We start from the raw sequence: 24,144 nt of genomic DNA on the forward strand, positions 1-24,144 counted from the left end.
GCACGGGTTTCCGGTCGGGGCGGGCGGCGGGTGGTCGTGAGTCCGATCATGCTATCGGAGTGACGCGGGTGGGTTTCCCTGGTCACGGGCTGTAAGAAGGTAAGTCGATCCTGTGCTCGAAAGTCCAGTGCCTAACGGTGATCGTGAAACTCTCGACACCCCCGGGGCATCGAGAGCACCACGCGCCAGCCGGGTCCGCCCGGGTCTCAGTCCCCGGGCCCGTCGAGCCGGGCGAACAGGGGCCGCGCCTTCGGGACGCGGCCGTCGGTCTCGGCCAGCTGCGCCGCTACGCGGGCCGCCGACTCCGGGACGAAGGGGGCGAGCTGGTCGGACAGCGTGCGACAGGCGTGCAGCAGGGCGGCGAGCACCGCGTCGAGACGGTCGCCCGCAAGGCGGTCCCCGGCGCGCTCGGCCTTGGCCAGCTCCCAGGGGCGCGTCGCGTCGACACAGCGGTTGGCCTCCTCCACGATCCGCCACACCGCGCCCGTCGCCCGCCGGAAGTCGAAGTCCGCCAGGGCCGCGTCGACCTCGTCCTGGACGCGGCGACAGGCCGCGTCGAGCCGCTCGGTGCCCGCGGCGGCGGCCCGCGCGGGGGCGACGCGGCCGTCGCGGAAGCGATGGGCCATCGTCACGACCCGGTTGACGAGGTTCCCGAGGCCTCCGGCGAAGTCGGCGTCGGCCCGCGCGACGAGTCGCTCCCGGGTGAAGTCCGCGTCCCCGACCCGGGGCACGTCCCGCAGCAGCCACCAGCGCACCGCGTCCGTGCCGTAGGCCGCGGCCAGCTCCGCCGGGTCGACGGTCGTGCCGCTGGACTTGCTGATCTTGCGGCCGTCGACGGTGAGGTAGTCGTGGACGAGGACGTCCGTGGGCAGCGGAAGCCCCGCCGACAGGAGCATGGCCGGCCAGTAGACGGCGTGGAAGCGCACGACGCCCTTGCCCACGAGGTGGACGCGGCGGGTGCTCCGCTCCCACCAGCGGGTGTACGCGGGATCGTCGGTGCCGTGGCCGAGGCTGGTGACGTAGTTGCCGAGGGCGTCCCACCAGACGTACACGACCTGGCTCGGGTCGTCCGGGACGGGGATGCCCCAGCCTCGGGCGCGCGTGTGCGAGCGCGAGACCGAGAAGTCGTGCAGGCCGCCGTCGATGAGGGCGAGCACCTCGTTGCGGCGCGCCGCGGGCTCGACGCGCAGCTCGCCGGAGGAGATCAGCGCGCGCAGCCGGTCCGCGTACCGGGACAGCCGGAAGAACCAGTTCTCCTCCGCCACCGGCTGCGGCTCGGTGCCGTGCTCGGCGCAGCGCCCTTCGACCAGTTCGGCCGGGGTGTAGAACTGCTCGCAGCCGACGCAGTACAGGCCCTCGTAGTGCTTGCGGTACAGATCCCCGGAGGCCGCACACCGGCGCCACAGGTGCTCCACGCCCACGCGGTGGCGCGGGTCGCGGCTGGTGCGGATGAAGTCGTCGAAGGACAGGGCGAGCGGTTCGCGCAGCCCCTCGAAGGCCTCCGCGTTGCCGTCGACGAAGTCCTGCACGGGCACGCCCTCGGCCTCGGCGGCCAGGACGTTCTTCAGTGAGTTGTCGTCCGTCCCGGTCAGGAGCCTGACCTCGTCGCCCCGATGGCGCCGGTGGCGGGCGAGGACGTCCGCCTGGACCAGTTCGAGGGCGAAGCCCAGGTGCGGGCGGGCGTTGACGTAGGGGATCGTCGTCGTGACGTACGTACGGGGTGTGGTCATCGGAACCTCCAGTGGAGAGGCGGGGCTCCGAAGCCGCTCGGAAACGGAACGAGGCCCCGACTCGGGGCCTCGGAAACGTGAACGTCCGGTATCAGCAGCCCCGTTGCGGGGGCATCATGGCGAAGAGGTACTCGGACGTGATCATGGTGGGGATGGTAGCAGCCGCTGTGGCACGGGGGCGGGGAATTTCCGGCGGGGTGTGGGGAGCGGCTGGGAGGCGGGCGCGTGACGGCTTCCCGCAGCCGTGGGGCGCGGGGCGGGTGGCGCGTGGCCGGGCCCGGGCGGACGTCGGCCGCGGACTACGGCGTCGCGTACCTGCCAGACCGCAGGTCGCGCCCCTGCTGGACTGAGTCTCGCGATCAGCCCCTCACCAGGACGGACCCATGCCTTCCGCTATTGCCGCAGCAGCCCTGCCCGCCCCTGACGGATCCACCACGGCCCCTCGGTCCCCGCTCGTACGCCGACTCGCCGTCGCCACCGTCACGATGGGGATCTTCGCCATCGTGACGGTGGAGATCCTGCCCATCGGCCTGCTCCCCGCCATCGGCCGTGACTTCCGGGTCACGGACGGCACGGCAGGGCTGATGATGACCATGCCCGGTCTGCTGGCGGCGCTGTCCGCGCCCGTGGTGACCGTGGCGTCCGCGCGGGTGGACCGGCGCACGATGCTCGGCGCCTTCATGCTGCTGCTCGCGGCGGCGAGCGCCCTCGCGGCGGCCGCGCCCGGCTACTGGCTCGTCCTCGTCTCGCGTGTCGCCGTGGGCGTCACCATCGGCGGTTTCTGGTCGATCGCGGCCGGTCTGGCCGAACGCCTCGTGCCCCAACAGTCGGTGGGGCGGGCCAAGGCGGTCATCTTCTCGGCCGTCCCCCTGGGTTCGGTCCTCGGCGTGCCCCTCGGCACCTTCGTCGGGGACGTGGCCGGGTGGCGGACCTCCTTCGCCGCCATGGCGGTCCTGGCCGTGGCGGTGTGGGTGGCGATGCTGGTGCTGCTGCCTCCGCTGCCGCCCGCCGAAGCCGTCCACCCGAGGGCCCTGTGCGGCCTGCTGCGGCGCACCGGCACCCGGCTCGCGCTGCTCATGACGTTCCTCGTCGTGCTCGCGCATTTCGGTGCCTATACGTACATAGCACCCTTCCTGGCCGAGGTGACGCGGGTGAGCCCGGGGCTGGTGACCCTGTTCCTGCTGGCGTACGGCGCGGCCGGGGTCGTCGGGAACTTCGTGGGCGGGGCGGTGGCGGCCCGTCGGCCGCGTACCGCGTTCGCCGTCGCTGCGGGGCTGATCGCCCTGGCCACGCTGGCGCTTCCGGTCGCCGGGCGGTGGGCGGGCGGCGCGGTCGCGCTGCTCGTCGTGTGGGGCGTCGCGTACGGCGCCGTGCCGGTGTGCTCGCAGACCTGGTTCGCCGTCGCGGCGCCCGGCGCGCCGGAGGCGGCCTCGGTCCTCTTCACCGCTTCCTTCCAGGCGACCTTCTCGCTGGGCGCGCTGGCGGGCGGTGCCGTGGTGGACCGGGCGTCGGCGGCCGCGGTGATGGTCTGCGGCGGTCTGGTCGCCGCTTCCGCGGTGCTGCTCGCGTGGGGCGCCGGACGGGTGGGCGGTCCGGCGCCCACCGTGGCCGGTGAGCGCCGGAACCGGTGACCGCAGGGGTCAGACCGCGGCCGTGAGCGCCTCGAACTGGGCGTCGGTCAGGGTGATCCCGGCGGCCGCCGTGTTCTGCTCCAGGTGCGCCACCCGGGACGTGCCCGGAATGGGGAGCATCACGGGGGAGCGGCGCAGCAGCCAGGCGAGGGCGAGCTGCGAGGGGGCCGCGCCGTGTTCCTTCGCGGCGGCGTCGAGCGGGCCGCCCGCGCGGGCGAGCTCGCCGGTGGCCATCGGGTACCAGGGGATGAACGCGATGTTCTCGCGCTCGGCGTACTCCAGGACGTCCTCGGAGGCGCGGTCGGCCAGGTTGTACCTGTTCTGCACGGAGGCGATCTCCGCGATCTCGCGGGCCGCCGTGAGCTGCTCGACGGTCACCTCGGACAGGCCGATGTGGCGGATCTTGCCTTCCTGCTGGAGCAGGACGAGCTCGCCGAGCTGGTCGGCGAGCGGCACCTGCGGGTCGATGCGGTGCAGCTGGAACAGGTCGATGCGCTCCACACCGAGATGGCGCAGGCTCAGCTCGGCCTGCTGGCGCAGGTACTCGGGGCGCCCCACCGCGTGCCAGGCGTCCGGGCCCGAGCGGGTGAAACCGGCCTTGGTCGCGATGACCAGGTCGTCGGCGTAGGGGTGCAGCGCCTCCTTGATGAGGACCTCGTTGACGAAGGGGCCGTAGGAGTCGGCGGTGTCGATGAAGGTCACACCGAGCTCGACGGCGCGGCGCAGCACGCGCACGGCTTCGTCACGGTCCTCGGGCTCGCCCCAGACGCCGGGCCCGGTCAGCTGCATGGCGCCGTAGCCGAGGCGGTGGACGGGCAGGTCGCCGCCGAGGGCGAACGTGCCCGAGGCGGCGGCGGGGCGCGGGGTGTTCGGGGTGCTCATGGGGGCGGTCCTTTCACGGCGTACGGATCGCGACATGGGGATCACAACGTACGAACGACACGGCATGGGTGACACGAGGTGTGTACCACCGAACCTATGCGCAAGAAGGCGTGAAGAGCGGCTTCGGCCGGGCACCGGCAGGTGGTCGGCCGGAGCCCGGCCGCCGCTCCCCACGGGCTGGTGGGGCGTCACGTCGGACAGGACACCCCTGGCCCGGGGCCCGCGGGCCGGGTCCCTCAGCCGTCCAGGCGCTTCAGGAGCTCGGCGGCCACCGCGCCGGAGGACGCCGGGTTCTGACCGGTGATCAGACCGCGGTCGACGACCACGTACGGGGCCCACGGCCGGCCCTCCTCGAAGGCGGCGCCCGCCTCGACGAGGCGGTCCTGGAGCAGCCACGCCGCCCTGTCCGCCAGACCCGCCTGGGTCTCCTCGGCGTTGGTGAAGCCGGTGAGGCGGTAGCCCGCGAAGGCATTGCTGCCGTCGGCGGTGGTGGCGGCGAGCAGCGCCGCAGTGGCGTGGCACACGGTGGCGACCGGGGTGCCCGACTCCAGCGCGCGGACGAGCAGCCTGCCGGAGGCGGGGTGGACCGCCAGGTCCTCCATGGGGCCGTGGCCGCCCGGGTAGAAGACGGCGGCGTAGGCGTCCAGGTCCACGTCCTCCAGCCGGACGGGGGAGCGGAGTTCGGTGAACGCGGCGAGCGCGGCGGCGGTGTCGGCGGCGCCCTGCTCGCCGCCGTTCACCTCCGGCGCCAGGCTCGCCCGGTCCACGGGCGGTACGACACCGCCCGGCGTGGCCACCACGATCTCGTGGCCCGCGGCCTTGAGGGCCGCGTAGGGCGCCACCGCCTCCTCGGCCCAGAAGCCGGTCGGGTGCGGGGTGCCGTCGGCGAGGGTCCAGTGGGCGGCGCCGGTCATCACGAAAAGAATCTTCGACATGCCCCGAAGGTAGGCCGCTCAGGCCATAGGTATCCAATAGGGAAGTAAGTCGCTGCCATAGGAAATCCAATGGACGGGAAGGGAATACCCGACGCCGGGCGGCGGCAGGCCCGAGCCCCCGTTCATCCTCCGTTCACAAGGGAATGAGACCGGCCGGCCTGGGGGTTGGAGGCACACATGCGTCGACGGCAACGGGCCGTGACGCGTCCTGGCCTGGAGGACCTCATGAGGATCGGCATCATCGGCGCGGGCAACATCGGCGGGAACCTCACCCGCCGTCTGACCGCACTCGGCCACGACGTGTCTGTGGCAAACTCCCGCGGCCCGCACACGCTCACCGCCCTCGCGGAGGAGACCGGGGCCACGCCCGTGACGGTGGCCGAGGCGGCGCGCGGCGCCGAGGTCGTCGTCGTGACGATCCCGCTCAAGAACATCCCCGACCTGCCGTCCGGCCTGTTCGACGGGGCCGCCGACGGCTTCGCCGTGATCGACACCGGCAACTACTACCCGAAGGAGCGCGACGGCAGGATCGAGGCCATCGAGAACGGCCTGCCCGAGAGCCGCTGGACCGAGCAGCACATCGGCCACCCGGTCATCAAGGCGTTCAACGGCACCTACGCCCAGGACATCCTCGACAAGCCCCTGCCCGCGGGCGACCCCGACCGCCTGGCCCTGCCCGTGGCCGGCGACGACCGGACGGCGAAGCGCACCGTCCGCGACCTCATCGACGCCCTCGGCTTCGACACCGTCGACGCGGGCGGCATCGACGACTCCTGGCGCCAGCAGCCCGACACCCCCGTCTACGGCCTGCGAGCGGGCACGGCGGAGGTCACCAAGGCCCTGGCGACGGCGAGCCCGGAACGGCCTGAGAACTTCCGGGCGTAGGCGTAGGCACAGCGGCCCGGTCCGGCATCCCCTTTCCGCCGCATGATCACCCCTGGGTAGATTGGCGCGATGACGGAGAGGGCGAACATCCCGGCGGACTTATCACCGGGCGAGCAGCGGGACGGGCGAGGGGCACGGGGCAGCAGGCGGGGACGGCACGCCGCGCCGAAGCGCGGAGCCAAGGCGGGGAGAGCCGGAGCCAAGGCGAGGAAGGGCGCTGCCCGGCCGGGAAAGGGCGGCGGCCTCGCCCGGTCTTCGCTCCTGATGGCGCTGGGCACCGTCGTGTCCCGAGCGACCGGCCTCATCCGGCAGGTCCTCCAGGCGGCCGCACTCGGCACCGGCCTGCTGGCCAGCACGTACAACACGGCGAACACCGTGCCGACGGGCCTGTACACCCTGCTGATCGGCGGCGCGCTCAACGCCGTGCTCGTGCCGCAGCTCGTCCGCGCCCGGACCACACACCCCGACGGCGGCCGGGCCTACGAGCAACGCCTGGTCACCCTCGTGCTGTGCGTGCTCGCCGGGGGCACGGCCCTGGCGGTGTGGGCGGCTCCCGAGATCGTCGGCCTGTACATGCGGGACACCCCGGACAGCCACGAGGCGTTCGAGCTGACCGTCGTCTTCGCGCGGTTCCTGCTGCCCCAGATCTTCTTCTACGGGATGTTCGGCATGCTGGGGCAGGTCCTCAACGCCCGGGAGAAGTTCGGCGCGATGATGTGGACGCCCGTCCTCAACAACGTCGTCCTGATCGGTATGTTCGGCGCCTATCTGAGCCTCATGACGGCGCCGGACCGCGTCGGCGACATCACCGCGAGCCAGATCCGGCTCCTCGGTATCGGCACCACCTGCGGCATCGCCCTCCAGGCCCTCGCCCTGGTCCCGTACGTCCGCGCGGCGGGCTTCCGCTTCCGGCCCCGGTTCGACTGGCGCGGCGCGGGCCTGCGCCAGAGCGCCCGGGCGGCCCGCTGGACCCTGCTGTTCGTCCTGGTCAACCAGATCGCGCTCACCGTCGTCACGAACTACGCCAACGCGGCCGACCAGCGACTGCCCACCGCGGGCGCCGGGTACACGGCGTACTCGTACGCGCAGACCATCTGGCTGCTGCCGCAGTCCATCGTCACGGTCTCCCTGGTCACGGCGCTGCTTCCGCGGCTGAGCACGGCGGCGGCGCAGGGCCGCACCGCCGACCTGCGCGGTGAGCTGTCGCGCGCGCTGCGTCTGACCGGCGTCGTCATCGTGCCCGCCGGGTTCTTCTTCCTCGCGCTCGGCCCGCAGACGGCGGCCCTGCTGTTCGGGCACGGCACCACCGACGCCGCCGCCACACAGCCACTCGGCCAGATGCTCCAGGCCTTCGGCCTCGGCCTCATCCCCTTCTCCGCCCAGTACCTGCTGCTGCGCGGCTTCTACGCCTTCGAGGACACGCGCACGCCGTTCTGGACGGCCGCGTGGATCGCCGCCGTGAACATCGCCCTGGCCACCGCCTGCCACCACCTCCTCCCGGCGCGCTGGGCCGTCGTCGGCATGGCGGGCGCGTACACGCTGTCGTACGCCGTGGGACTGCTGCTCACCGCGCGTCTGTTGCGCAGGCGCCTCGGCGGTCGCATGGACGGCAGGCGCCTGCTGCGCACCTACGGCAAGCTCGGCCTCGCCGCCGCCCCGGCGGGCGCGCTGGCCTGGGCCGTCGCGCACGGGCTCGGGTCCGGAGGGGGCGCGGGCACGCTGCGGACCGCGCTCGGGCTCGCCACCGGTGCCGCCGCGATGGTCCTCGGCTATCTGCTGCTCGCCCGGCTGCTGCGGGTCGGTGAGGTGCGACTCGGGGTGCGCTGAGCGGCGTGCGGGTGGCCATGGGGGTGGGTGGCGTTCGGTGGCTTGAAAGCGGTGGTCGGGTGTGGGGGAGGGCGTGTCAGGCAATGTGCCCCCGTGCTGCGTCCTGCCAGGTGTGACTGGTGCAGATCCCTCCTTCGACAAGCGGCCCCCTGCCGAGAGAGACCCGACCGAGCGGGCCAAGGCCGAGCAAAACGTGACTGAACACAGCGGTGAGGAGCGGGCGAAGGGCGAAGGCGAGGCGGGCAGACCGGAGCGGCTGCCCGCCAAGGAGACCTGGAGCGTGCTCTACCGGCACTTCCGGCCGCACCGCGGCGCGGTGGCGCTCGGCGCGCTGTTCACCCTCATCGGCGCGGCCACCGGCCTCGCCCAGCCCGTGGCCATCGAGGAACTCGTCAACCGGCTGTCCGACGACGAGTCGATCTCCTCGATCCTGATCCTGCTGACCGGGCTCCTCGTCATCGGCACCGCCGTCGAGTCCGTCGGCAGCTACATCCTGGAACGCACCGCCCAGTCCGTCGTCCTGGACTCCCGGCGCTCCCTGATACGCCGGCTGCTGCGGCTGAAGGTCAGCGAGATCGAGCGCGTACAGCCCGGCGACCTGATGTCCCGCGTCACCTCGGACACGACGCTGCTGCAGGCCGTCACCACGCAGTCGGTGGTGTCGGCGTTCTCCGGCGCCCTCACCGTCATCGCGACCATCGTGATGATGGCCTTCATGGACGCGGTGCTGCTCGGCGTCACCCTCGGCGTGATCGTCCTCATCGGCGGCGCCACCGCCCTCGTCATGCCGCAGATCTCCAAGGCGACCGAGCGCTCCCAGGAGGCCGTCGGCATGATCTCGACCGCGCTGGAGCGCGCGTTCGGCGCCTTCCGCACCCTGAAGGCCTCCGGCGCCGAGCGGCGCGAGACGGCCGCCGTGGAGGAGGCCGCCCACGAGGCCTGGCGGTACGGCGTGAAGTCCGCCAAGTGGCAGGCCGTGGCGTGGAGCTCCATGGGCTTCGCCATCCAGGTGTCGTTCCTCGCGGTGCTCGGCGTCGGCGGCGCGCGCGTCGCCTCCGAGGCGATCTCCGTGGCCACGCTGGTGGCGTTCCTGATGCTGCTCTTCTACCTGATCGACCCGGTGAGCCGACTCGTCGACGCGGTCACCCAGTACCAGGTGGGTGCCGCCGCCGTCGCCCGCATCGTGCGGGCCGAGCGCATGGAGACCGAGGAGCTCGACGCGCCCTCGCCGCGCGCGGCCGGGGCGCGGAACACCCCCGCCGCCGTGGCCTTCGACAACGTCACCTTCCGCTACCAGGACGGGCTGCCCCTGGTCCACCACGGCGTGACCTTCACCGTCCCCGGCCCCGGCATCACCGCGTTCGTCGGCCCGTCCGGCGCGGGCAAGACCACCGTGTTCGGACTCGTCGAGCGGTTCTACGAGGCCACCGGCGGCCGCGTCCTCGTCGACGGCAAGGACGTACAGGACTGGCCGCTCGCCGACCTGCGCGCCACCATCGGCTACGTCGAGCAGGACGCCCCCGTCCTCGCGGGCACCCTGCGTGAGAACCTCGTCTTCGCCGCCCCGGACGCCACCGAGGCCGACCTGCGCGACGTGCTGGTACGGGCCCGGCTCGACGCCCTTGTCGAGCGGCTGCCCGACGGCCTCGGCACCGTGGTCGGCCACCGCGGCTCCAAGCTCTCCGGCGGCGAACGCCAGCGCGTGGCCATCGCCCGCGCCCTGCTGCGCAAGCCCCGGCTGCTGCTCCTGGACGAGGCCACCTCGCAGCTCGACGCGGTCAACGAACTCGCGCTGCGCGACGTCGTCGCCGAGGTGTCCCGCGAGGTGACCGTCCTGGTCGTGGCCCACCGCCTGTCGACGGTGACGCTCGCCGACCAGATCGTCGTCATGGACGCGGGCCGGGTCCGCGCGACGGGCACGCACGACGAACTCGTGGCGGCGGACCCGCTGTACGGCGAGCTCGCGGCCACACAGTTCCTGGCGACCGCCTCGTGACGCCCGGGCCGCACCGGGGCGGGGCGGTGGCGGGAACGGGTCCGGGGCGGTGGCGGGAACGGAGCCGCGCCGTGGCGTGATTAAAGCCCGCGCCGAGCCCCGACGGCATGATCTACGGTGAGGCCATGACCAAGGTGACCTTCGATCGTCACGTATCCGAAATCAGCACGCAGGCCGAGCACTTGAGGGCTCAGGTCAAGGACGCCGACCTCGCCGTGCCGGTGCGGACCTGCCCCGGCTGGAGCCTCGGCAACCTCCTGCGGCACGTGGGCGGCGCGCACCGCTGGGCCGAGGCCGTGGTCCGCACCCGGGCCAGCGGGCCGGTGCCCCACGACCAGGTCGACGACGTCGCCGGGGACGACCGCGCCGACGCCGCCGCGCTCGCGGACTGGGTGGTCGAGGGCGCGGCGCGCCTCACGGACACCCTGCGCGCGGTGGGACCCGACGCCCCGGTGTGGACGCCCGCGCCCGGCGGCACGCCGGAGTTCTGGGCCCGGCGCATGCTGTTCGAGACGGTCCTGCACCGTGCGGACGCGGCCGTCGCCGTCGGCGGCCCCTACACCCTCGCCACGGACGTCGCGCTGATCGGCGTCGGCGAGTGGATGGAGTTCACCGTCCTGCCGCAGGTCTACGAGTCCGAGGAGCACTTGCGTGCCCTCCTCGGCCCCGGTCGCACGGTCCACTTCCACGCCACCGACGCCGAGCCCGCGAGCGCGGGGGAGTGGTTCGTCGACCTCACCGGCGACGCCATCACCACCCGGCCCGTGCACGAGAAGGCCGCGGTCGCGGTCCGCGGCCCGGCCACCGCCCTGCTCCTGGCGCTCTACCAGCGCGAGTCGGCTCTCCCCGAAGGCCCCGAGGTCATCGGTGACCGGGCCCTGTTCGAGCAGTGGCGCGAGACGGTGAGCCACTGGCTCCGGAAGTGAGGGAGAGCCCGTCCGCCCCCTGGCCCTTTGCGGAGCTGTACTCTGGCGAGCCCCGGGAAAGGGCCAGGCGCGCGGAGAGCCTTCAGTGCGATCCGAACCACGAGTGCCCCGCGGCATCGTTGTCCGATGTGCTGTAGACCGCCCCGGACTCACGGGCGGTCAAGAAGACGTTGTAGCTGGTCAGCGCCGACATGATGTACTTCTGGTCGTCGTCGTAGTGAAAGCGCATGCCGTCCCGCCACTCGCACCGGCTCGTCCAGACGGCGTTGTTCTCCCAGCTCTTGTTGTCGGTGGCCAGGCAGAGGCCGGTCGCCTTGTTCTGGAGCTGCTTCATCGACAACCCACCCGGGTCGTCGCCACGCCAGTCCCACTGCTGGAAATTGCTTCCGTTGCACTTGGACATGAAGACACTGGTCTTCCCGCCGTTGATCTTCCCGCCGGTGAGGCATTGGTTGCCGTTCAGGTAGATGTTCCTGAAAGTCCAGTACTCCGGGCCAGGAGCCGCCTGGGCGGAGGTGGGCTGCAGGACGCAGATCCCTCCCGCCAGCGCGAGGGCCGCGACTCCGGTACTCAGACGATGCGTTACCCGTGTGGTGTGCATGAGCAAAACCTAAGGGGCTTGCCCGGCAGGCCATCGAGGGCGAATGGGAGGAGAACCTGAGGAAAGGGGTCGGGATCGACGAAGAGCCGGTGAAGGTTCACCTTCCCGTGCGGCGGCGGGCGACGGGAGGCCCGCTCTCCTTCGGCGTCCCTTCACTTCGCGCTCCGCGAGGGAGTGCTCAGGACCTCGGCACCCGGTCCACGGGAAGGCCGCGAGGTTCCTTGATGCGCTTCATGATGATCTGGGAGTTGACCTCGGTGACCCCGTCCAGGGTCGTGAGGCGCTCGATCCACAGGCGTTCGTAGGCGGCCAGGTCGGCGACCGCGATGCGCAGCAGACAGCCGGGGCTGCCGAAGAGGCGGTACGCCTCGATGACGTCGGGGATGTCCTGGAGCGCCGCCTCGAACGCCTCGACCGTCTCGCGGTCCCGGCGGACCTCGATGGAGACCAGGACCTCGAAGCCGCGGCCCACCGCCTCCGGGTCGACGACCGCGCGGTAGCCCTGGATCACCCCGTCCTGCTCCAGCTGCCGCACCCGCCGCATGCAGGGCGACGCGCTGAGGCCGATGCGCTGGGCCAGCTCCTGGTTGCTGAGACGGCCGTCCTTCTGGAGCTCGCGCAAGATATCGAGGTCAATTCGGTCCATGACGCAATTCTGCACTACTGAAACCCGCATCTCCGGGTTGATCTCGCAATCGCCTTGCGCGGGGGCTCGCCTATTCTTGCGACGTGACTGTCCGTGAACCTCGGGCCGTCGATCTATGCGGCCGCGCGGCGAACAGCGCCCGGCCGCACCCCGGACTCATGGAGAGGCAGGCCCGCGCCGATGACGCAGCTGGCATCCCCGACGGCCCCGCGGCGGGTCGTCGTCATCAGCACCGGTGGCACCATCGCCAGCCGCTGGCAGGGCGCCGGGTACGCCGCCGACGCCTCCGGCGGCGAGGTCCTGGCCCAGGCCGCCGTGCCGGACGGCGTCACGGTCGAGGTCGTCGACCTGTTCAACGTGAACAGCTCCAGCATGACCTCCGCCCGGCAGCTCACGCTGCTGCGCGCGGTGCGCGAGGCGCTCTCCGATCCCGGCGTCACCGGGGTCGTCGTCACGCACGGCACCGACACCCTGGAGGAGTCGGCCTTCTTCGTCGACCTGCACCACGACGACCCGCGCCCGGTGGTCTTCACCGGCGCGCAGCGCCCGCTGGGCGCCGCCGACGGCGACGGCCCGGGCAATGTGTACGACGCCCTGCAAGTCGCCGCGACCGTACGGGACATGGGAGTCCTGGTCGTCTTCGACGGCACGATGCACGCGGCGCGCGGCACCGTGAAGACCCGCACCCTGGCCGCGCACCCGTTCGCCGACCCGTCCGGGCAGCCCGTGGGGCGGCTCGGCTTCGGGCGCGTGGACGTCGACCGGCGCCCCGAGCGGCCCGAGCCGCTGCCGCTGCCCGCGCCCGTGGGCTCCGACCCGCTGCCCCGCGTCGACATCGTGATGCACCACTGCGACGCCGACCCGCTGCTCCTGGACGCCGCGGTCGCCGCCGGGGCGCGGGGCATCGTGCTCGTGGCCACCGGAGCGGGCAACGCGACACCGCGGTTCGCCGACGCCGTCGCGGCGGCCGTGGACCGGGGCGTCCTGGTGGCCCTCACCACCCGGGTGCACTCCGGCCCGGTCGCCGAGATCTACACCGGCGGCGGCGCGGTCGACCTGGTCGCCGCGGGCGCCGTGCTCACCGGCACCCTCCGCGCCGGGCAGGCGCGCATCGCCGTCCTCGCCGCGCTGCTCGCGGACGCCGCACCCCAGCGGCGGGGCGCGCTGCTGCGACAGCTCCTGGGCACCCCGGACCAGAGCGAAGGCCAGGCGTCGGCCTCGGCCGCCTGACGCGCGAACCCGCGCCCTTCGCACTCCCCGCGCCCCGCGGCCCGCGCACTTCCCGTGCCCCGCGCGCGGCCTCGCGCTCGTCTCGCGTCCTCCCCGTTTCCGCGGGCGTTTCCGCGGGCGTTTCCGCGGGCGTTCCCGCGGGCGTTCCCGCGGGCGTTCCCGCGGGCGTTCCCGCACCACCCTCGTACCACAGGACACAAAGGACCACCCCATGACCGCCCCCGCCCGGCCCGCCGCCGAAGCCGCATCCGACCGTCCGATCGGCGCGGTCGCCACGAACACCCCGGCCGGGCCTCCGCGCACCCGCCGCGAGCACGACCTGCTCGGTGAGCGCGACGTCCCCGCGGACGCGTACTGGGGCATCCACTCGCTGCGCGCCACGGAGAACTTCCCCGTCACGGGCGTCCCGATCTCCGTGTACCCGCAGCTCGTCGACGCGCTCGCCGCCGTCAAGGAGGCCGCGGCGCGGGCCAACGAGGAACGGGGCCTGCTGTCCGCCGAGAAGACCCGCGCCATCGTGGCGGCGTGCCGGGAGATCCGCGCGGGGCACCTGCACGACCAGTTCGTCGTGGACGTCATCCAGGGCGGCGCCGGGACCTCCACGAACATGAACGTCAACGAGGTCGTCGCCAACCGGGGCCTCGAACTGCTCGGCCACGCCAAGGGCGCGTACGCGCATCTGCACCCCAACGAGGACGTCAACCTCAGCCAGTCCACCAACGACGCCTACCCGACCGCCCTGCGCATCGCGACGATCACGGCGGTGCACGGGCTGCTCCAGGCCATGGCCGTGCTCCAGGACGCCTTCGCCGCCAAGGCCGTGGAGTTCAGGGACGTCCTGAAGATGGGGCGCACCCAGCTCCAGGACGCCGTGCCGATGACGCTCGGCCAGGAGTTCTCCACGTACGCGGTCATGCTGGAGGAGGACCGGGGCCGTCTGTCCGAGGCCGTCGAGCTGATGCACGAGATCAACCTCGGCGCCACCGCCATCGGCACCGGCCTCAACACCCCGCCGGGCTACGCCGAGACGGCCCGCCGCCATCTGTGCGAGATCACCGGCCTGCCCCTGGTGACCTCCGCGAACCTGATCGAGGCCACCCAGGACTGCGGCGCGTTCGTGCAGCTCTCCGGCGTCCTCAAGCGGATCGCGGTGAAGCTCTCCAAGACCTGCAACGACCTGCGGCTGCTCTCCTCGGGGCCGCGCGCGGGCCTCAACGAGATCAATCTGCCCCCGGTCCAGGCCGGTTCGAGCATCATGCCGGGCAAGGTGAACCCGGTGATCCCCGAGGTCGTCAACCAGGTCGCCTTCGAGGTCATCGGCAACGACCTCACCGTCACGATGGCAGCCGAGGCCGGCCAGCTCCAGCTCAACGCCTTCGAGCCGGTCATCCTGCACGCCCTGTCCAAGAGCGTCACGTCCCTGCGAGCGGCCTGTCTGACCCTCGCGGAGCGCTGCGTCGCGGGCCCTGACGGCGGCATCACCGCCAACACCGAAGCGCTGCGTGCCTCCGTGGAGAACTCCATCGGCCTGGTCACCGCCCTCAACCCGCACATCGGCTACACCGCGGCCACCGCCATCGCCCAGGAGGCCCTGCGGACGGGGCGCGGCGTCGCCGAACTCACCTTGGAGAAGGGCCTGCTGCCCGCCGAGCGGCTGGCCGAGCTGCTCACCCCCGAACGCCTCGCGGGCGCCTCCGACCAGCGTGCTCGCTGGTCCTAGCGCGTTCCGCCCGGTCCTAGTGCTTTCGGCCGAGCCCGGCCACGCCCCCGGACGGAGTCCGTGGTGACCGCGCTGAACTAGCGTGGTCATCATGAGCGACGGGCAGCGGGGAGCAGACGGGCGGGAGGTGTCCGCCGCGGCCGCGGACCGCGCCCTCGGCGTGGTCCGCGGCTACGCGGCGCGCGACGCCGCCGCGGTGACCCGGGCCCTGGCCCGCGTCGGCGAGGCCGAACGGCAGCAGACGTACGCGGTGCTCGGCGGGCTGCTGCGGTCCACGCTGGCCCTCGTGGAGCTGACGGGCCGGGAGCTGCGGACCGGGGACGTGGTGCGGCTCGCCGACGAGGTGGCCGCCGCCGCGCCCACCGCCTACGAGTTCACCGTGACGCAGGCGGTCCGCGCCTGGGCGAGCGGCGACCGGGAAGCGTTCCGCAGCGCCCACGCCGACGACCCGCTCGGCGACCTCCACGTCACCGCCGTCCTCGTCGCGCTCCTCGGGCTCGCGCTCTGGGGCCGCGAGACCTTCCTGGACACGCTGCGGGCCTACGAAGAGGTCACGCGGACCCTGGGCGTGCCGCCCGACGCCTGACCCGTCGCCCTCCCGAACCCTCGCCGGCTGCGTCGTCGATGCCCATCCCTGGCGGAGCCGGCGAGTCCGCCACGCCTTCCGGGCACCGGTGCGGTGTGTCTCCCGGCCATCGGCGCAGCCTCGCGCACCGTCGGGAACCAGCCATCCTCTCGCCCGAGTGGAACCGTCAACGCCCTGTCTGCGTAGCAGAGTTGGCGGTCGGCGAACACCCCACGGCCCCCGCCCGTCCCAGGCGTTGACGTTCCTCGTGGTGTCCCTCATGTCACACGTGTCACGTGCGCCTCGATAGTCACGGACAACCTGACGGAACTCATTCCTCCCCTTGGTTCACGGGCCGATGTGCCTCCGGTAAGCCCCGCCACGGTGCTTTTCAGTCAGCGACCCCGGCGTCTTGTAGCCCGCTCCGGAGGCTGGCTACGATCCCGCTCTCGTTTCACTTTCTGCACATCTCTGCACAGGTAGTTCACAGTTGTGAGGGGGTTGCGTGGAGCCACAGACGGAAGCGGACACACCGGACCGCCACGGCGACGTAGCGCGGCCTCGGCCGCCCCAAGGCCCCCGCGCCGGTGCCGATGCGCTCTCCGCCCGCGACTTCCGCCTCTTCTGGTGGGCCAACGCCGCCGACGCACTCGGCACCCAGGCCTCCGGCGTCGTCCTGCCGCTGCTGCTCCTCGCGCTCGGCCACTCCGCGCAGACGGCCGGGCTCGTGGCCGGGTTGTCGCTGGCCGCCGGGATCCTGCTCGGCCCGCTCGCCGCGGTCCCCGCCGACCGGGGCGCCCGCAAGACGATCATGTTCTGGTCCGCCGCCGTCTCCGCGCTCGCCCTGGGGTCCGTCGCCCTGACGCTCGCGCTCGGGCACCTCACGCTCGCCCACCTCCTCGGCGCCGTCCTGGTCGAGCGGTTCGCCACCGCCTGCCACGAGGCGGCCTCGCGCGGCACCGTCGCCCTGGTCTGCCCGCCCGACGAACAGCCGCGCGCGGTCGCCCGGCTCGCCGCCGCCGACCAGGGCGCGCTGATCCTCGGCCCGGCCCTCGGCGGCGCCGCCTACCAGCTCTCGCGCGCCCTGCCCTTCCTGGCCGACGCGGTCTCCTACGCCGTCGCCGCCCTCTGCGTACGCGGGATGCGCACCGACCTGAAGGCCGCGACGGAGCCCTCCGGCGACAGCCTGCTCCGCGAGGCCGCGGCGGGCCTGCGCCTGGTGCGGCGACAGCCGCTGCTGCGCCTGGTCCTGGTCTGGATCGCCCTCGTCAACGGCGTCGCCGTCGCGCTCTACTACGCCGCCGTCTTCGCCCTCGAGCGCTCCGGCACGGGGGCGCTTCCGCTCGGCGTCGTGCTCGCGGTCTCCGGCGGCGCGGGGCTCGCCGGTTCGCTCGCCGCGCCGAAGGTCGCGGTCCGCGTCGGCGCCGCCCGGCTCGTCACCGCTGCGACCTGGCTGCTCGTCCCGCTGACCGCGGCACTCGCCACCGCCACCGGACCGTGGGCGTACGGCGCGCTGCTCGGCGCGGTCTGCCTGGTCATCCCGCTGGCCGCCGTGGTCCTCCAGGCGCGGGTGCTCCTCGTCGCCGAGCCCGCCGTGCAGGCCCGCGTCGGCGCGGTCCTCGGCACCGCGTCCGGCGGCGCCGCGGCCCTCGCCCCGGTCCTCGCGGGCCTGTTCGCCGACCGGGTGGACACCGCAGCGCCCGCCCTCTGCTGCGCCGCCCTGCTCACCGTCCTCGCCGTGCACACCACCCGGCGGGCCGCCCTCGCGGAGGCCGCCGCGTGAGCCGCTTCCAGGTCTACCGGGCCGCGCTGCCCGAGGTGTGCGCCGCCGACCCGCGCCGGATGGTGTTCACCGCCGACGCCGACGGCCGCTGCGAGGTCTTCACCTGGGACGCGGCCGCCCGCCGCGCCCGGCAGGTCACCGACAGGCCGGGCGGGACCCTGCACGGCGCGATCGACCGGGACGCCCGCGTCTGGTGGTTCGCCGAGGACGCCCGGGGCGTCGGCCACTGGCGGTTCCAGCCCTTCACCGGCGGCCCCGACCGGCCCGGACTCGCCGGCGTCCCGGACGGCACCGCGCGCGGCCTGGCCGTGACCGGCGGCGCCATCGCCGCCGTCGGCATCGGCCTGGACGACGGCACCGCCGTCCACATCGGGTCCCGGGGCGGCCCCGGCCGCGAGGTGACGCGCGTCGACGGGCCCGCCGCGCTCGCCGGACTCACCCCGGCGGGCGACCTGCTGGTCCTCACGCGCGGCGCCGACTCGCCCCACGCCGTCACGGTCCTCACCCCCGAAGGCGACGCCGCCGCGGTCCTGCCCGGGGACGGCGCGCACGGCAGGCTGTGGGCCCTCGGCTTCGCACCGGCGGGACCGGACGCCACCCTGCTCCTCGTCCGCGAGCGCGACGACCGCTATCTGCTGGAGACCTGGACCCCCGCCACCGGCACCGTGACGCACGACTGGTGCGCCTTCGACACCCAGATCACCGCCCGCTGGTACCCCGAAGGGCGCTCCGTCCTCATCCGCCAGGACCGCCACGGACGCTCCCTGCTGCACCGCGCCGACCTCGAACGGCGCGCCCTCGACGCCGTCCCCGCGCCACCCGGTACCCTGCTGGACGCCGCCCCGCACCCCGGCGGCGACCTGCACACCCTCTGGACCGACACGGCGCACCCGCCGCGGATGGCCGCCACCGCCGGCACACCGCTGCCGCCCCTCGGCACCGTCGAGGGCCGCGTACCCGGCACCCTGCGCGACATCCGCACGCCCGGCCCCGACGGCCCGGTGCACACCCTGCTCAGCCTCCCCGAGGACGGCCCCGGCCCCTACCCCGCCGTCTTCCTGGTGCACGGCGGCCCCGCCGATCACGACCGCGACGCCTACGACGGCACCGTGCACTCCCTGGTCGCCTCCGGCTTCGCCGTCGCCCGGGTCAACTACCGCGGCTCCACCGGCTACGGCCCCCGCTGGCAGCGCGCCTTCGGCGACGGCGTCGGCCACACCCAGGTCGCGGACCTCACCGCCGTGCGGGCCGACCTCGTCGCGCGCGGCCTGATCCGCCCCGACGCGACCGGCCTCTGGGGCACCTCCTGGGGCGGCTACCTCGTCCTGCTCGCCCTCGGCACCCGACCCGGCCTGTGGCGGGCGGGCGTCGCCGTGAAGCCGGTGGCCGACTACGCCGCCGCCCACGCCTCGGCCACCCCGGCCCTGCGCGCCCTGGACGAGCGGCTGTTCGGCGGCACCCCCGAGCAGGTCCCCGCACGCTACGCGCACAGCTCCCCGATCCGGTACGCCGTCGACGTACAGGATCCGCTGCTGGTCGTCGCCGCCACGCACGACACCAAATGCCCCGCCGCACAGGTCCGTTCCTACCTCGGCGTCCTCCACGCCGTCGGTGCCCGGCACGAGTCCCTCTGGCTGGACTCCGGGCACGACGGCTACGACGGCGGCGACCACGTGGCCGTGCTGCGCCGCGCGGTGCTCTTCCTCGACCGGGAGCTCCGCGGCACCACCCCACCCAGACGCCCCCCTCCGCCCGGAAGGGGGTCAGCTCACCGCACCGCCCATCAGTGAGAGGAGAGAGCCATGCAGAAGGACGTCATCCACAACGACCCGCTCGCGGAGGACGAGACGAACCGGAAGCCGAGCATCGGCATCACGGTCACCGTCCCGTTCCGCAACGCCGAGGACGGCGACGAGAGCGTCGAGGACTGATCCCGAACCGGCCGGCCCCCGGGAGCACCCCCCGGGGGCCGGTCGGCCCCACCATCGGAGGAGCGCCCATGCGCGTACTGCTGGTCAACATGCCCTGGTCGCCCATCGACCTTCCGTCCCTCGCCCTGGGCATCCTCAAACGGAGCGTGGACGAGCGCGTCCCCGGCGCCACCGCCGAGGTGCTGCACGCCAACCTCGCCTTCACCGACTGGATCACCGAGCGCACCGAGTTCACCGGTGACGACTACGAGTACTACGCCCTCTCCTCGTACTTCATGGGCTGCGGCGACTGGGTCTTCTCCTCCGCCCTGTACGACGACCCGCAGTGGCGGGACGAGGAGTTCACGGCCACCATGACCGGCAAGCTCAAGGCCGCGCGGATGAAGATGACGCGTGAACTGCACCGCGTCGTCCCCGAGTTCGTCGAGATGATCGCCCAGCAGATCGTGGCGAAGGAGCCCGACGTCGTCGGCTTCACCTCCACCTTCCAGCAGAACACCGCCGCGCTCGCCGCCGCCCGTCGGGTCAAGGAACTCGCCCCGCACGTCGTGACCGTCATGGGCGGCGCCAACTGCGACGGCGAGCAGGGCGCCGCCGTGCACCGCAACTTCGCCTTCGTCGACTACGTCGTCCGCGGCGAGGGCGAGGGCGCCTTCCCGCAGCTGCTCACCGCGCTCAAGGAGAGGGCCGCGGTCGACGACGTGCCCGGCCTGTGCCGCCGCGACGCCTCGGGCACGAGCATCGCCAACCCGATGGCCACCCGGCCGCTGCCGCCCGCGGCCATCCTGCCGCCCGACTACAGCGGCTACTTCGAGCGCCTCGCCGCCTCGGTGGCCCGCAACTGGGTGGAGCCCAAGCTCGTCGTCGAGGGCGCCCGCGGCTGCTGGTGGGGCGAGAAGCACCACTGCACCTTCTGCGGGCTGAACGGCTCGTTCATGGAGTTCCGTTCCAAGAGCCCGGACACCTTCTACGAAGAGATCATGGAGCTGGCCCGCCGCCACCGGGTGCTCGACATGTACGTCGTCGACAACATCCTCGACATGCGCTATCTGACGACCGTCCTGCCCCGCATCATCGACAGCGGCTACGACCTGCGCCTGCACATCGAGATCAAGGCCAACATGAAGCGCAGCCAGCTGCGCACCCTCGCCGACGCCGGGCTCATCTACGTCCAGCCGGGCATCGAGAGCCTCAACAGCCGCGTCCTGGACCTGATGGACAAGGGCGTCAGCGGCTGCCAGAACGTCCGGATGCTCCGCGACGGCGCCGAGACCGGCCTGTCCGTCGCCTGGAACTACCTGCACGGCTTCCCCGGCGAGAGCTCCGAGGACTACGACCCGGTCGTCGCGCAGATCCCCGCCCTGGAACACCTCGACCCACCGGTCGACCTCTCCGCCCGCATCGCCATCGAACGCTTCAGCCCCTACTTCGAGCGGCCCGAACTCGGCTTCACCGGACTGCGCCCCGAGGCCCACTACCGCTTCACCTACGACCTGCCCGAAGAAGAGCTGTACGGCATGGCGTACGTCTTCGAGGCCCCGGCCCGCGGCATCGGCGAGCAGACCGTCAGCGCCCTCAACGCGGCCCTCGCCGACTGGAAGAAGCACCACACGGACGCCCGCCTCACCCACGACGACCACGGCGACCGCATCGTCCTGGTCAGCCGCAGGCGTGCCTTCGCCTGGCGCGCCATGGAGCTGAGCGACCCCCTGGAGTTGGCCGTCTTCCGCCTCCTCGACCAGCCGCACACCCTCCAGGCCCTCACCCGCAAGGCCGCCTCGCGCGTCCCCGGAAGCGGCGTCGACGAGGAGCGGCTGCAGCGGCTGCTCGACTCCTGGCTCGCCCTCGGCATCGTCTTCGCGGACGCCGGCCAGTACGTCCACATCGCCCCGGCCGCGGTCAACGAGGACCTGCTGCGCCTCGACTTCATGCGGCACGTCCACGCGGAGGACGGCGCGGCCGACCCCGAAGCCGTCCCCGAGCCGGCCTGACCCGCCCGAACGACCGACCAGGAGGAGCCCGATGACCGCCACCCTCACCTCGCCCACGCTCCTGGCCTGGCGCGACTACGACCCGGACGCGTGCGCGCTGCCCGGCATGTTCCTGGGCGAGGTGCCGCTGCCGGGCCCGGCCCGCGGCGAGGCGGCGCGCCTGTGGGAGCTGGGCGCGCGCCGGGTGCGCCTGCCCGCCCCCGTCGACCTGACCGCCGCCACCGACCCGGCAGCCGCCCTGCACCGGCTCAGCCTCGTCCGGGACCTGACCGCGCGCGCCGTCATGGTGGAGTGGGAGCTGCTGCTCGACAGCGACGCGGGGGAGAGCTGGCGGGTGCTCAGCCACCTCCAGCCGCCCGCTTCCCTGCACGGCCCCACCGACGCCGAGGCGTCCCTTCGCACCTGGCGGCGCGGCCACTACCTGTGCAAATGCCTGTGGCGCAAGGGGCCGGGCTTCATCCAGATCCGGGACCGGCGCTGGGGCGAGCTGCGCCGCTTCACCGCCGACGAGCCCGAGTACGCGACGGCCATCGACCTCCTCGACTACGGCGCGCCCGCCGACAGCGTCCCCGGGGCGGCCCTGGACGACTTCCGCGGCGAGAAGCTCGTCCTGGACGTGGGTCCGTACGCCTGGTGGATTCCCTACCGCGTGAGCCGCTGGCTGCAGCAGTCGATCGCCATCTGAACGAGAGCGGTGGAGGGGCCGCTGAACGAGAGGGGTGGAGGGGCCGCGCCGGGAAAACCGGTCGACGGCCCCGAGCCCGTGGTGCGACCATCTCCGGAGCAGCCCACGAGATCAAGGAGACGGCGATGCGCGGAACGTCCATGTCCCAGACGAAAGGAACAGTCATCAACCTGAAGGACATGACGCTCTGTGCGCACCACGCACCGCACGCTGAACCTGGGGATCCTGGCGCATGTTGACGCCGGCAAGACGAGCCTGACCGAGCGGCTCCTGTACGAGGCCGGGGCGATCGACGCCATCGGCAGCGTCGACGCGGGCAGCACCCACACCGACTCCCTCGACCTGGAGCGCCGTCGCGGCATCACCATCAAGTCGGCGGTGGTGAACTTCCGCCTCGGCGGCGGTGGTTCGGCCGTCTCGGTGAACCTCATCGACACACCCGGCCACCCCGACTTCATCGCCGAGGTGGAGCGGGTCCTCGGTGTCCTCGACGGCGCCGTGCTCGTCGTCTCCGCCGTGGAGGGCGTACAGCCGCAGACACGCGTCCTGATGCGGACGCTGAAGCGGCTCGGCATCCCCACCCTGCTCTTCATCAACAAGGCCGATCGGCGCGGCGCCGACGACGCGCGCGTCCTGCGCGAGGCCGAGCGCAGGCTCGGCGTGCCCACCGTCGCGATGGGGCGCGTCACCACGGGCCTCGGCACGTCCACGGCCCGCGTGGCGGCCTTCACCGAGGACGACGCCCCCTTCGCGCGCGGCCTCCTCGACGTCCTGACCGCCCGGGACGACGCTCTGCTCGCCGCGTACGTGGCGGACGAGGCCTCCGTCCCGTACGAGCGCCTGCACGACGCCCTGGTGACCCAGACCCGCAAGGGCTGGGTGCATCCGGTGTACGTCGGGTCGGCGATCACCGGCGCGGGCATCCAGGAACTCGTCCGGGGCATCCGGGAACTGCTGCCCGCCGAGCACCCCGACACCGAAGGGCCCGTCTCGGGGCGGGTGTTCAAGGTGGAGCGCGGCGAGGGCGGCGAGAAGATCGCGTACGCCCGGCTGTTCTCGGGGCGGCTCGCGGTCCGCGAGCGCGTCGCGGTCGGCACCGCCACGGCCAAGGTCACGGACCTGGCCGTGTTCGACCGGGGCGCCCTGGAGCGCCGCGCCTCGGCGCGGGCCGGGGAGATCGCCACGCTGCGCGGGCTCGCGGCGATCCGCATCGGGGACGTGATCGGCACGCCGCCGGTCGGCCGCCCCTACGACCACGTCTTCGCGCCGCCCTCCCTCGAAACCGTCGTGGTGCCCGCGGACCCGGCCGACCTGGGCGCGCTGCACCTGGCCCTGACCCGGCTCGCCGAACAGGACCCCCTGATCGGACTGCGCCAGGATCCGGACGGGCGGGAACTGTCCGTCTCCCTCTACGGCGAGGTGCAGAAGGAGGTCCTCGCGGCGAGCCTGGCCGAACAGCACCTGGCGGTCGACTTCCGGCGGACGACGCCGATCTGCGTCGAGCGCGTCACCGGCACGGGCGCCGCCCACGAGGTGCTCGGCGAGGAGGGCAACCCCTTCCGGGCGACGGTGGGGCTGCGGGTGGAGCCGGGGCCGGTCGGCGGCGGCGTCGCCTTCCGCCTCGCGGTCGAACTGGGGTCGCTGCCCCTCGCCTATGTGCGGGCCGTGGAGGAGACCGTCCACGCCACGCTGGAGCAGGGGGTGTACGGCTGGCGGGTGCCCGACTGCGTGGTCACGATGACCCACTCGGGCTTCTGCAGCATCACGAGCACGGCGGGCGCGTTCCGCGGGCTGACGCCGTTGGTCCTGATGGCGGCGCTGCGCCGGGCCGGGACGGTCGTGCACGAGCCGATGCACCGCTTCGTCCTCGAGGTCCCGCAGGACGCGTACGCGCAGGTGGCGCTCGCTCTGGCCCGTCACCGCGCCCTGCCGGGAACGCCGACGGCACGCGGTGACGCGTTCGTCGTCGAGGGTCACCTGCCCGCCGACCACGTGCACGGCCTGGAGCGGGAGCTGCCCGAACTCACCGGCGGCGAGGGCGTCCTGGAGACGTCCTTCGGCCACTACCGCGTGACGAACCGCCCGCGGGCCCGGGCCAGGACCGACCACAACCCGCTGCACCGGGAGGAGTACCTGCTGCACGCGCACCGGCGGATGTGAGCGGCGCCGGGAGCCCCACC

General features: G+C 73.2%; 19 protein-coding genes. 14 read left to right on the top strand and 5 right to left on the bottom strand.

Annotated features, from left to right (window positions below; all coding sequences use genetic code 11):
• Positions 1–206: 206 nt before the first annotated feature.
• The gene (locus C9F11_RS40630) at positions 207–1,730 is read right to left on the bottom strand and encodes a methionine--tRNA ligase (RefSeq protein ID WP_138965290.1); all 1,524 of its coding nucleotides are present in this window, start codon (positions 1,728–1,730) and stop codon (positions 207–209) included.
• A 383-nt stretch (positions 1,731–2,113) separates the two neighbouring features.
• Between C9F11_RS40630 and C9F11_RS40635 the strand changes: the two genes are divergently transcribed.
• The gene (locus C9F11_RS40635) at positions 2,114–3,361 is read left to right on the top strand and encodes an MFS transporter (protein WP_138965292.1); all 1,248 of its coding nucleotides are present in this window, start codon (positions 2,114–2,116) and stop codon (positions 3,359–3,361) included.
• A 9-nt stretch (positions 3,362–3,370) separates the two neighbouring features.
• Here C9F11_RS40635 and C9F11_RS40640 read toward each other — a convergent pair whose 3' ends face one another.
• Together C9F11_RS40640 and C9F11_RS40645 are read right to left on the bottom strand one after the other, a co-directional pair.
• Positions 3,371–4,243 carry an aldo/keto reductase gene (locus C9F11_RS40640; RefSeq protein ID WP_138965294.1) on the bottom strand — a complete coding sequence of 291 codons (873 nt, stop codon included), beginning with the start codon at positions 4,241–4,243 and terminating at the stop codon, positions 3,371–3,373.
• Positions 4,244–4,479: 236 nt separating this feature from the next.
• Positions 4,480–5,178, bottom strand: coding sequence for a type 1 glutamine amidotransferase domain-containing protein (locus C9F11_RS40645; RefSeq protein ID WP_138965296.1), 699 nt, complete (start codon positions 5,176–5,178; stop codon positions 4,480–4,482).
• A 225-nt stretch (positions 5,179–5,403) separates the two neighbouring features.
• On the opposite strand from C9F11_RS40645, the gene C9F11_RS40650 reads away from it, so the two are divergent.
• From C9F11_RS40650 to C9F11_RS40665, 4 genes are all read left to right on the top strand, one after another.
• Entirely contained in the window at positions 5,404–6,063 is a 660-nt protein-coding gene (locus C9F11_RS40650; protein WP_138965298.1) for an NAD(P)-binding domain-containing protein, read from the top strand.
• A gap of 69 nt (positions 6,064–6,132) precedes the next feature.
• The gene (gene murJ, locus C9F11_RS40655; RefSeq protein WP_138965300.1) at positions 6,133–7,890 is read left to right on the top strand and encodes a murein biosynthesis integral membrane protein MurJ; all 1,758 of its coding nucleotides are present in this window, start codon (positions 6,133–6,135) and stop codon (positions 7,888–7,890) included.
• 256 nt (positions 7,891–8,146) lie between these two features.
• Entirely contained in the window at positions 8,147–9,886 is a 1,740-nt protein-coding gene (locus C9F11_RS40660) for an ABC transporter ATP-binding protein (RefSeq protein WP_138967579.1), read from the top strand.
• Positions 9,887–10,011: 125 nt separating this feature from the next.
• A complete protein-coding gene (locus C9F11_RS40665) occupies positions 10,012–10,812 on the top strand; it encodes a maleylpyruvate isomerase family mycothiol-dependent enzyme (protein WP_138965302.1) in 801 nt (266 codons plus the stop codon).
• Positions 10,813–10,894: 82 nt separating this feature from the next.
• On the opposite strand, the gene C9F11_RS40670 is transcribed toward C9F11_RS40665, so the two are convergent.
• On the bottom strand, positions 10,895–11,413 hold the full coding sequence (locus C9F11_RS40670; RefSeq protein ID WP_138965304.1) for a ricin-type beta-trefoil lectin domain protein: 519 nt from the start codon (positions 11,411–11,413) through the stop codon (positions 10,895–10,897).
• 178 nt (positions 11,414–11,591) lie between these two features.
• A complete protein-coding gene (locus tag C9F11_RS40675; protein WP_138965306.1) occupies positions 11,592–12,059 on the bottom strand; it encodes an Lrp/AsnC family transcriptional regulator in 468 nt (155 codons plus the stop codon).
• A 180-nt stretch (positions 12,060–12,239) separates the two neighbouring features.
• Between C9F11_RS40675 and C9F11_RS40680 the strand changes: the two genes are divergently transcribed.
• The 9 genes from C9F11_RS40680 (at position 12,240) to C9F11_RS40715 (ending at position 24,124) form a co-directional block, all read left to right on the top strand.
• On the top strand, positions 12,240–13,289 hold the full coding sequence (locus tag C9F11_RS40680; protein ID WP_138965308.1) for an asparaginase: 1,050 nt from the start codon (positions 12,240–12,242) through the stop codon (positions 13,287–13,289).
• A gap of 211 nt (positions 13,290–13,500) precedes the next feature.
• Complete coding sequence (gene aspA, locus C9F11_RS40685; protein WP_138965310.1) at positions 13,501–15,009, top strand: aspartate ammonia-lyase; 1,509 nt, start codon at positions 13,501–13,503, stop codon at positions 15,007–15,009.
• A gap of 91 nt (positions 15,010–15,100) precedes the next feature.
• Positions 15,101–15,595 carry a hypothetical protein gene (locus tag C9F11_RS40690; protein ID WP_138965312.1) on the top strand — a complete coding sequence of 165 codons (495 nt, stop codon included), beginning with the start codon at positions 15,101–15,103 and terminating at the stop codon, positions 15,593–15,595.
• Between the two features lie 484 nt (positions 15,596–16,079).
• Positions 16,080–17,357, top strand: coding sequence for an MFS transporter (locus tag C9F11_RS40695; RefSeq protein ID WP_138965314.1), 1,278 nt, complete (start codon positions 16,080–16,082; stop codon positions 17,355–17,357).
• Positions 17,354–19,147 carry an alpha/beta fold hydrolase gene (locus C9F11_RS40700; protein ID WP_249402090.1) on the top strand — a complete coding sequence of 598 codons (1,794 nt, stop codon included), beginning with the start codon at positions 17,354–17,356 and terminating at the stop codon, positions 19,145–19,147. The genes C9F11_RS40695 and C9F11_RS40700 overlap by 4 nt, the downstream gene beginning before the upstream one ends.
• Positions 19,148–19,159: 12 nt before the next feature.
• On the top strand, positions 19,160–19,288 hold the full coding sequence (locus C9F11_RS49775; RefSeq protein WP_264081221.1) for a hypothetical protein: 129 nt from the start codon (positions 19,160–19,162) through the stop codon (positions 19,286–19,288).
• Positions 19,289–19,356: 68 nt separating this feature from the next.
• Positions 19,357–21,279 (top strand): RiPP maturation radical SAM C-methyltransferase, encoded by a 1,923-nt coding sequence (locus C9F11_RS40705; RefSeq protein WP_138965316.1) that lies wholly within the window; start codon positions 19,357–19,359, stop codon positions 21,277–21,279.
• Between the two features lie 31 nt (positions 21,280–21,310).
• The gene (locus C9F11_RS40710) at positions 21,311–21,964 is read left to right on the top strand and encodes a DUF5825 family protein (RefSeq protein WP_138965318.1); all 654 of its coding nucleotides are present in this window, start codon (positions 21,311–21,313) and stop codon (positions 21,962–21,964) included.
• A 189-nt stretch (positions 21,965–22,153) separates the two neighbouring features.
• Complete coding sequence (locus C9F11_RS40715) at positions 22,154–24,124, top strand: TetM/TetW/TetO/TetS family tetracycline resistance ribosomal protection protein (RefSeq protein ID WP_138965319.1); 1,971 nt, start codon at positions 22,154–22,156, stop codon at positions 24,122–24,124.
• Positions 24,125–24,144: the final 20 nt, after the last annotated feature.

It is taken from the genome of Streptomyces sp. YIM 121038 (assembly GCF_006088715.1).
Taxonomy (GTDB): domain Bacteria; phylum Actinomycetota; class Actinomycetes; order Streptomycetales; family Streptomycetaceae; genus Streptomyces.

Bases quoted from the DNA above. Each gene is read 5' to 3' on its own strand.
- murJ (WP_138965300.1), top strand. From the start codon at position 6,133: ATGACGGAGAGGGCGAACATCCCGGCGGACTTATCACCGGGCGAGCAG.
- aspA (WP_138965310.1), top strand. From the start codon at position 13,501: ATGACCGCCCCCGCCCGGCCCGCCGCCGAAGCCGCATCCGACCGTCCG.
- C9F11_RS40665 (WP_138965302.1), top strand. From the start codon at position 10,012: ATGACCAAGGTGACCTTCGATCGTCACGTATCCGAAATCAGCACGCAG.
- C9F11_RS40690 (WP_138965312.1), top strand. From the start codon at position 15,101: ATGAGCGACGGGCAGCGGGGAGCAGACGGGCGGGAGGTGTCCGCCGCG.
- C9F11_RS40635 (WP_138965292.1), top strand. From the start codon at position 2,114: ATGCCTTCCGCTATTGCCGCAGCAGCCCTGCCCGCCCCTGACGGATCC.
- C9F11_RS40670 (WP_138965304.1), bottom strand. From the start codon at position 11,413: ATGCACACCACACGGGTAACGCATCGTCTGAGTACCGGAGTCGCGGCC.
- C9F11_RS40675 (WP_138965306.1), bottom strand. From the start codon at position 12,059: ATGGACCGAATTGACCTCGATATCTTGCGCGAGCTCCAGAAGGACGGC.
- C9F11_RS40640 (WP_138965294.1), bottom strand. From the start codon at position 4,243: ATGAGCACCCCGAACACCCCGCGCCCCGCCGCCGCCTCGGGCACGTTC.
- C9F11_RS40680 (WP_138965308.1), top strand. From the start codon at position 12,240: ATGACGCAGCTGGCATCCCCGACGGCCCCGCGGCGGGTCGTCGTCATC.
- C9F11_RS40630 (WP_138965290.1), bottom strand. From the start codon at position 1,730: ATGACCACACCCCGTACGTACGTCACGACGACGATCCCCTACGTCAAC.
- C9F11_RS40710 (WP_138965318.1), top strand. From the start codon at position 21,311: ATGACCGCCACCCTCACCTCGCCCACGCTCCTGGCCTGGCGCGACTAC.
- C9F11_RS40705 (WP_138965316.1), top strand. From the start codon at position 19,357: ATGCGCGTACTGCTGGTCAACATGCCCTGGTCGCCCATCGACCTTCCG.
- C9F11_RS40650 (WP_138965298.1), top strand. From the start codon at position 5,404: ATGAGGATCGGCATCATCGGCGCGGGCAACATCGGCGGGAACCTCACC.
- C9F11_RS40645 (WP_138965296.1), bottom strand. From the start codon at position 5,178: ATGTCGAAGATTCTTTTCGTGATGACCGGCGCCGCCCACTGGACCCTC.
- C9F11_RS49775 (WP_264081221.1), top strand. From the start codon at position 19,160: ATGCAGAAGGACGTCATCCACAACGACCCGCTCGCGGAGGACGAGACG.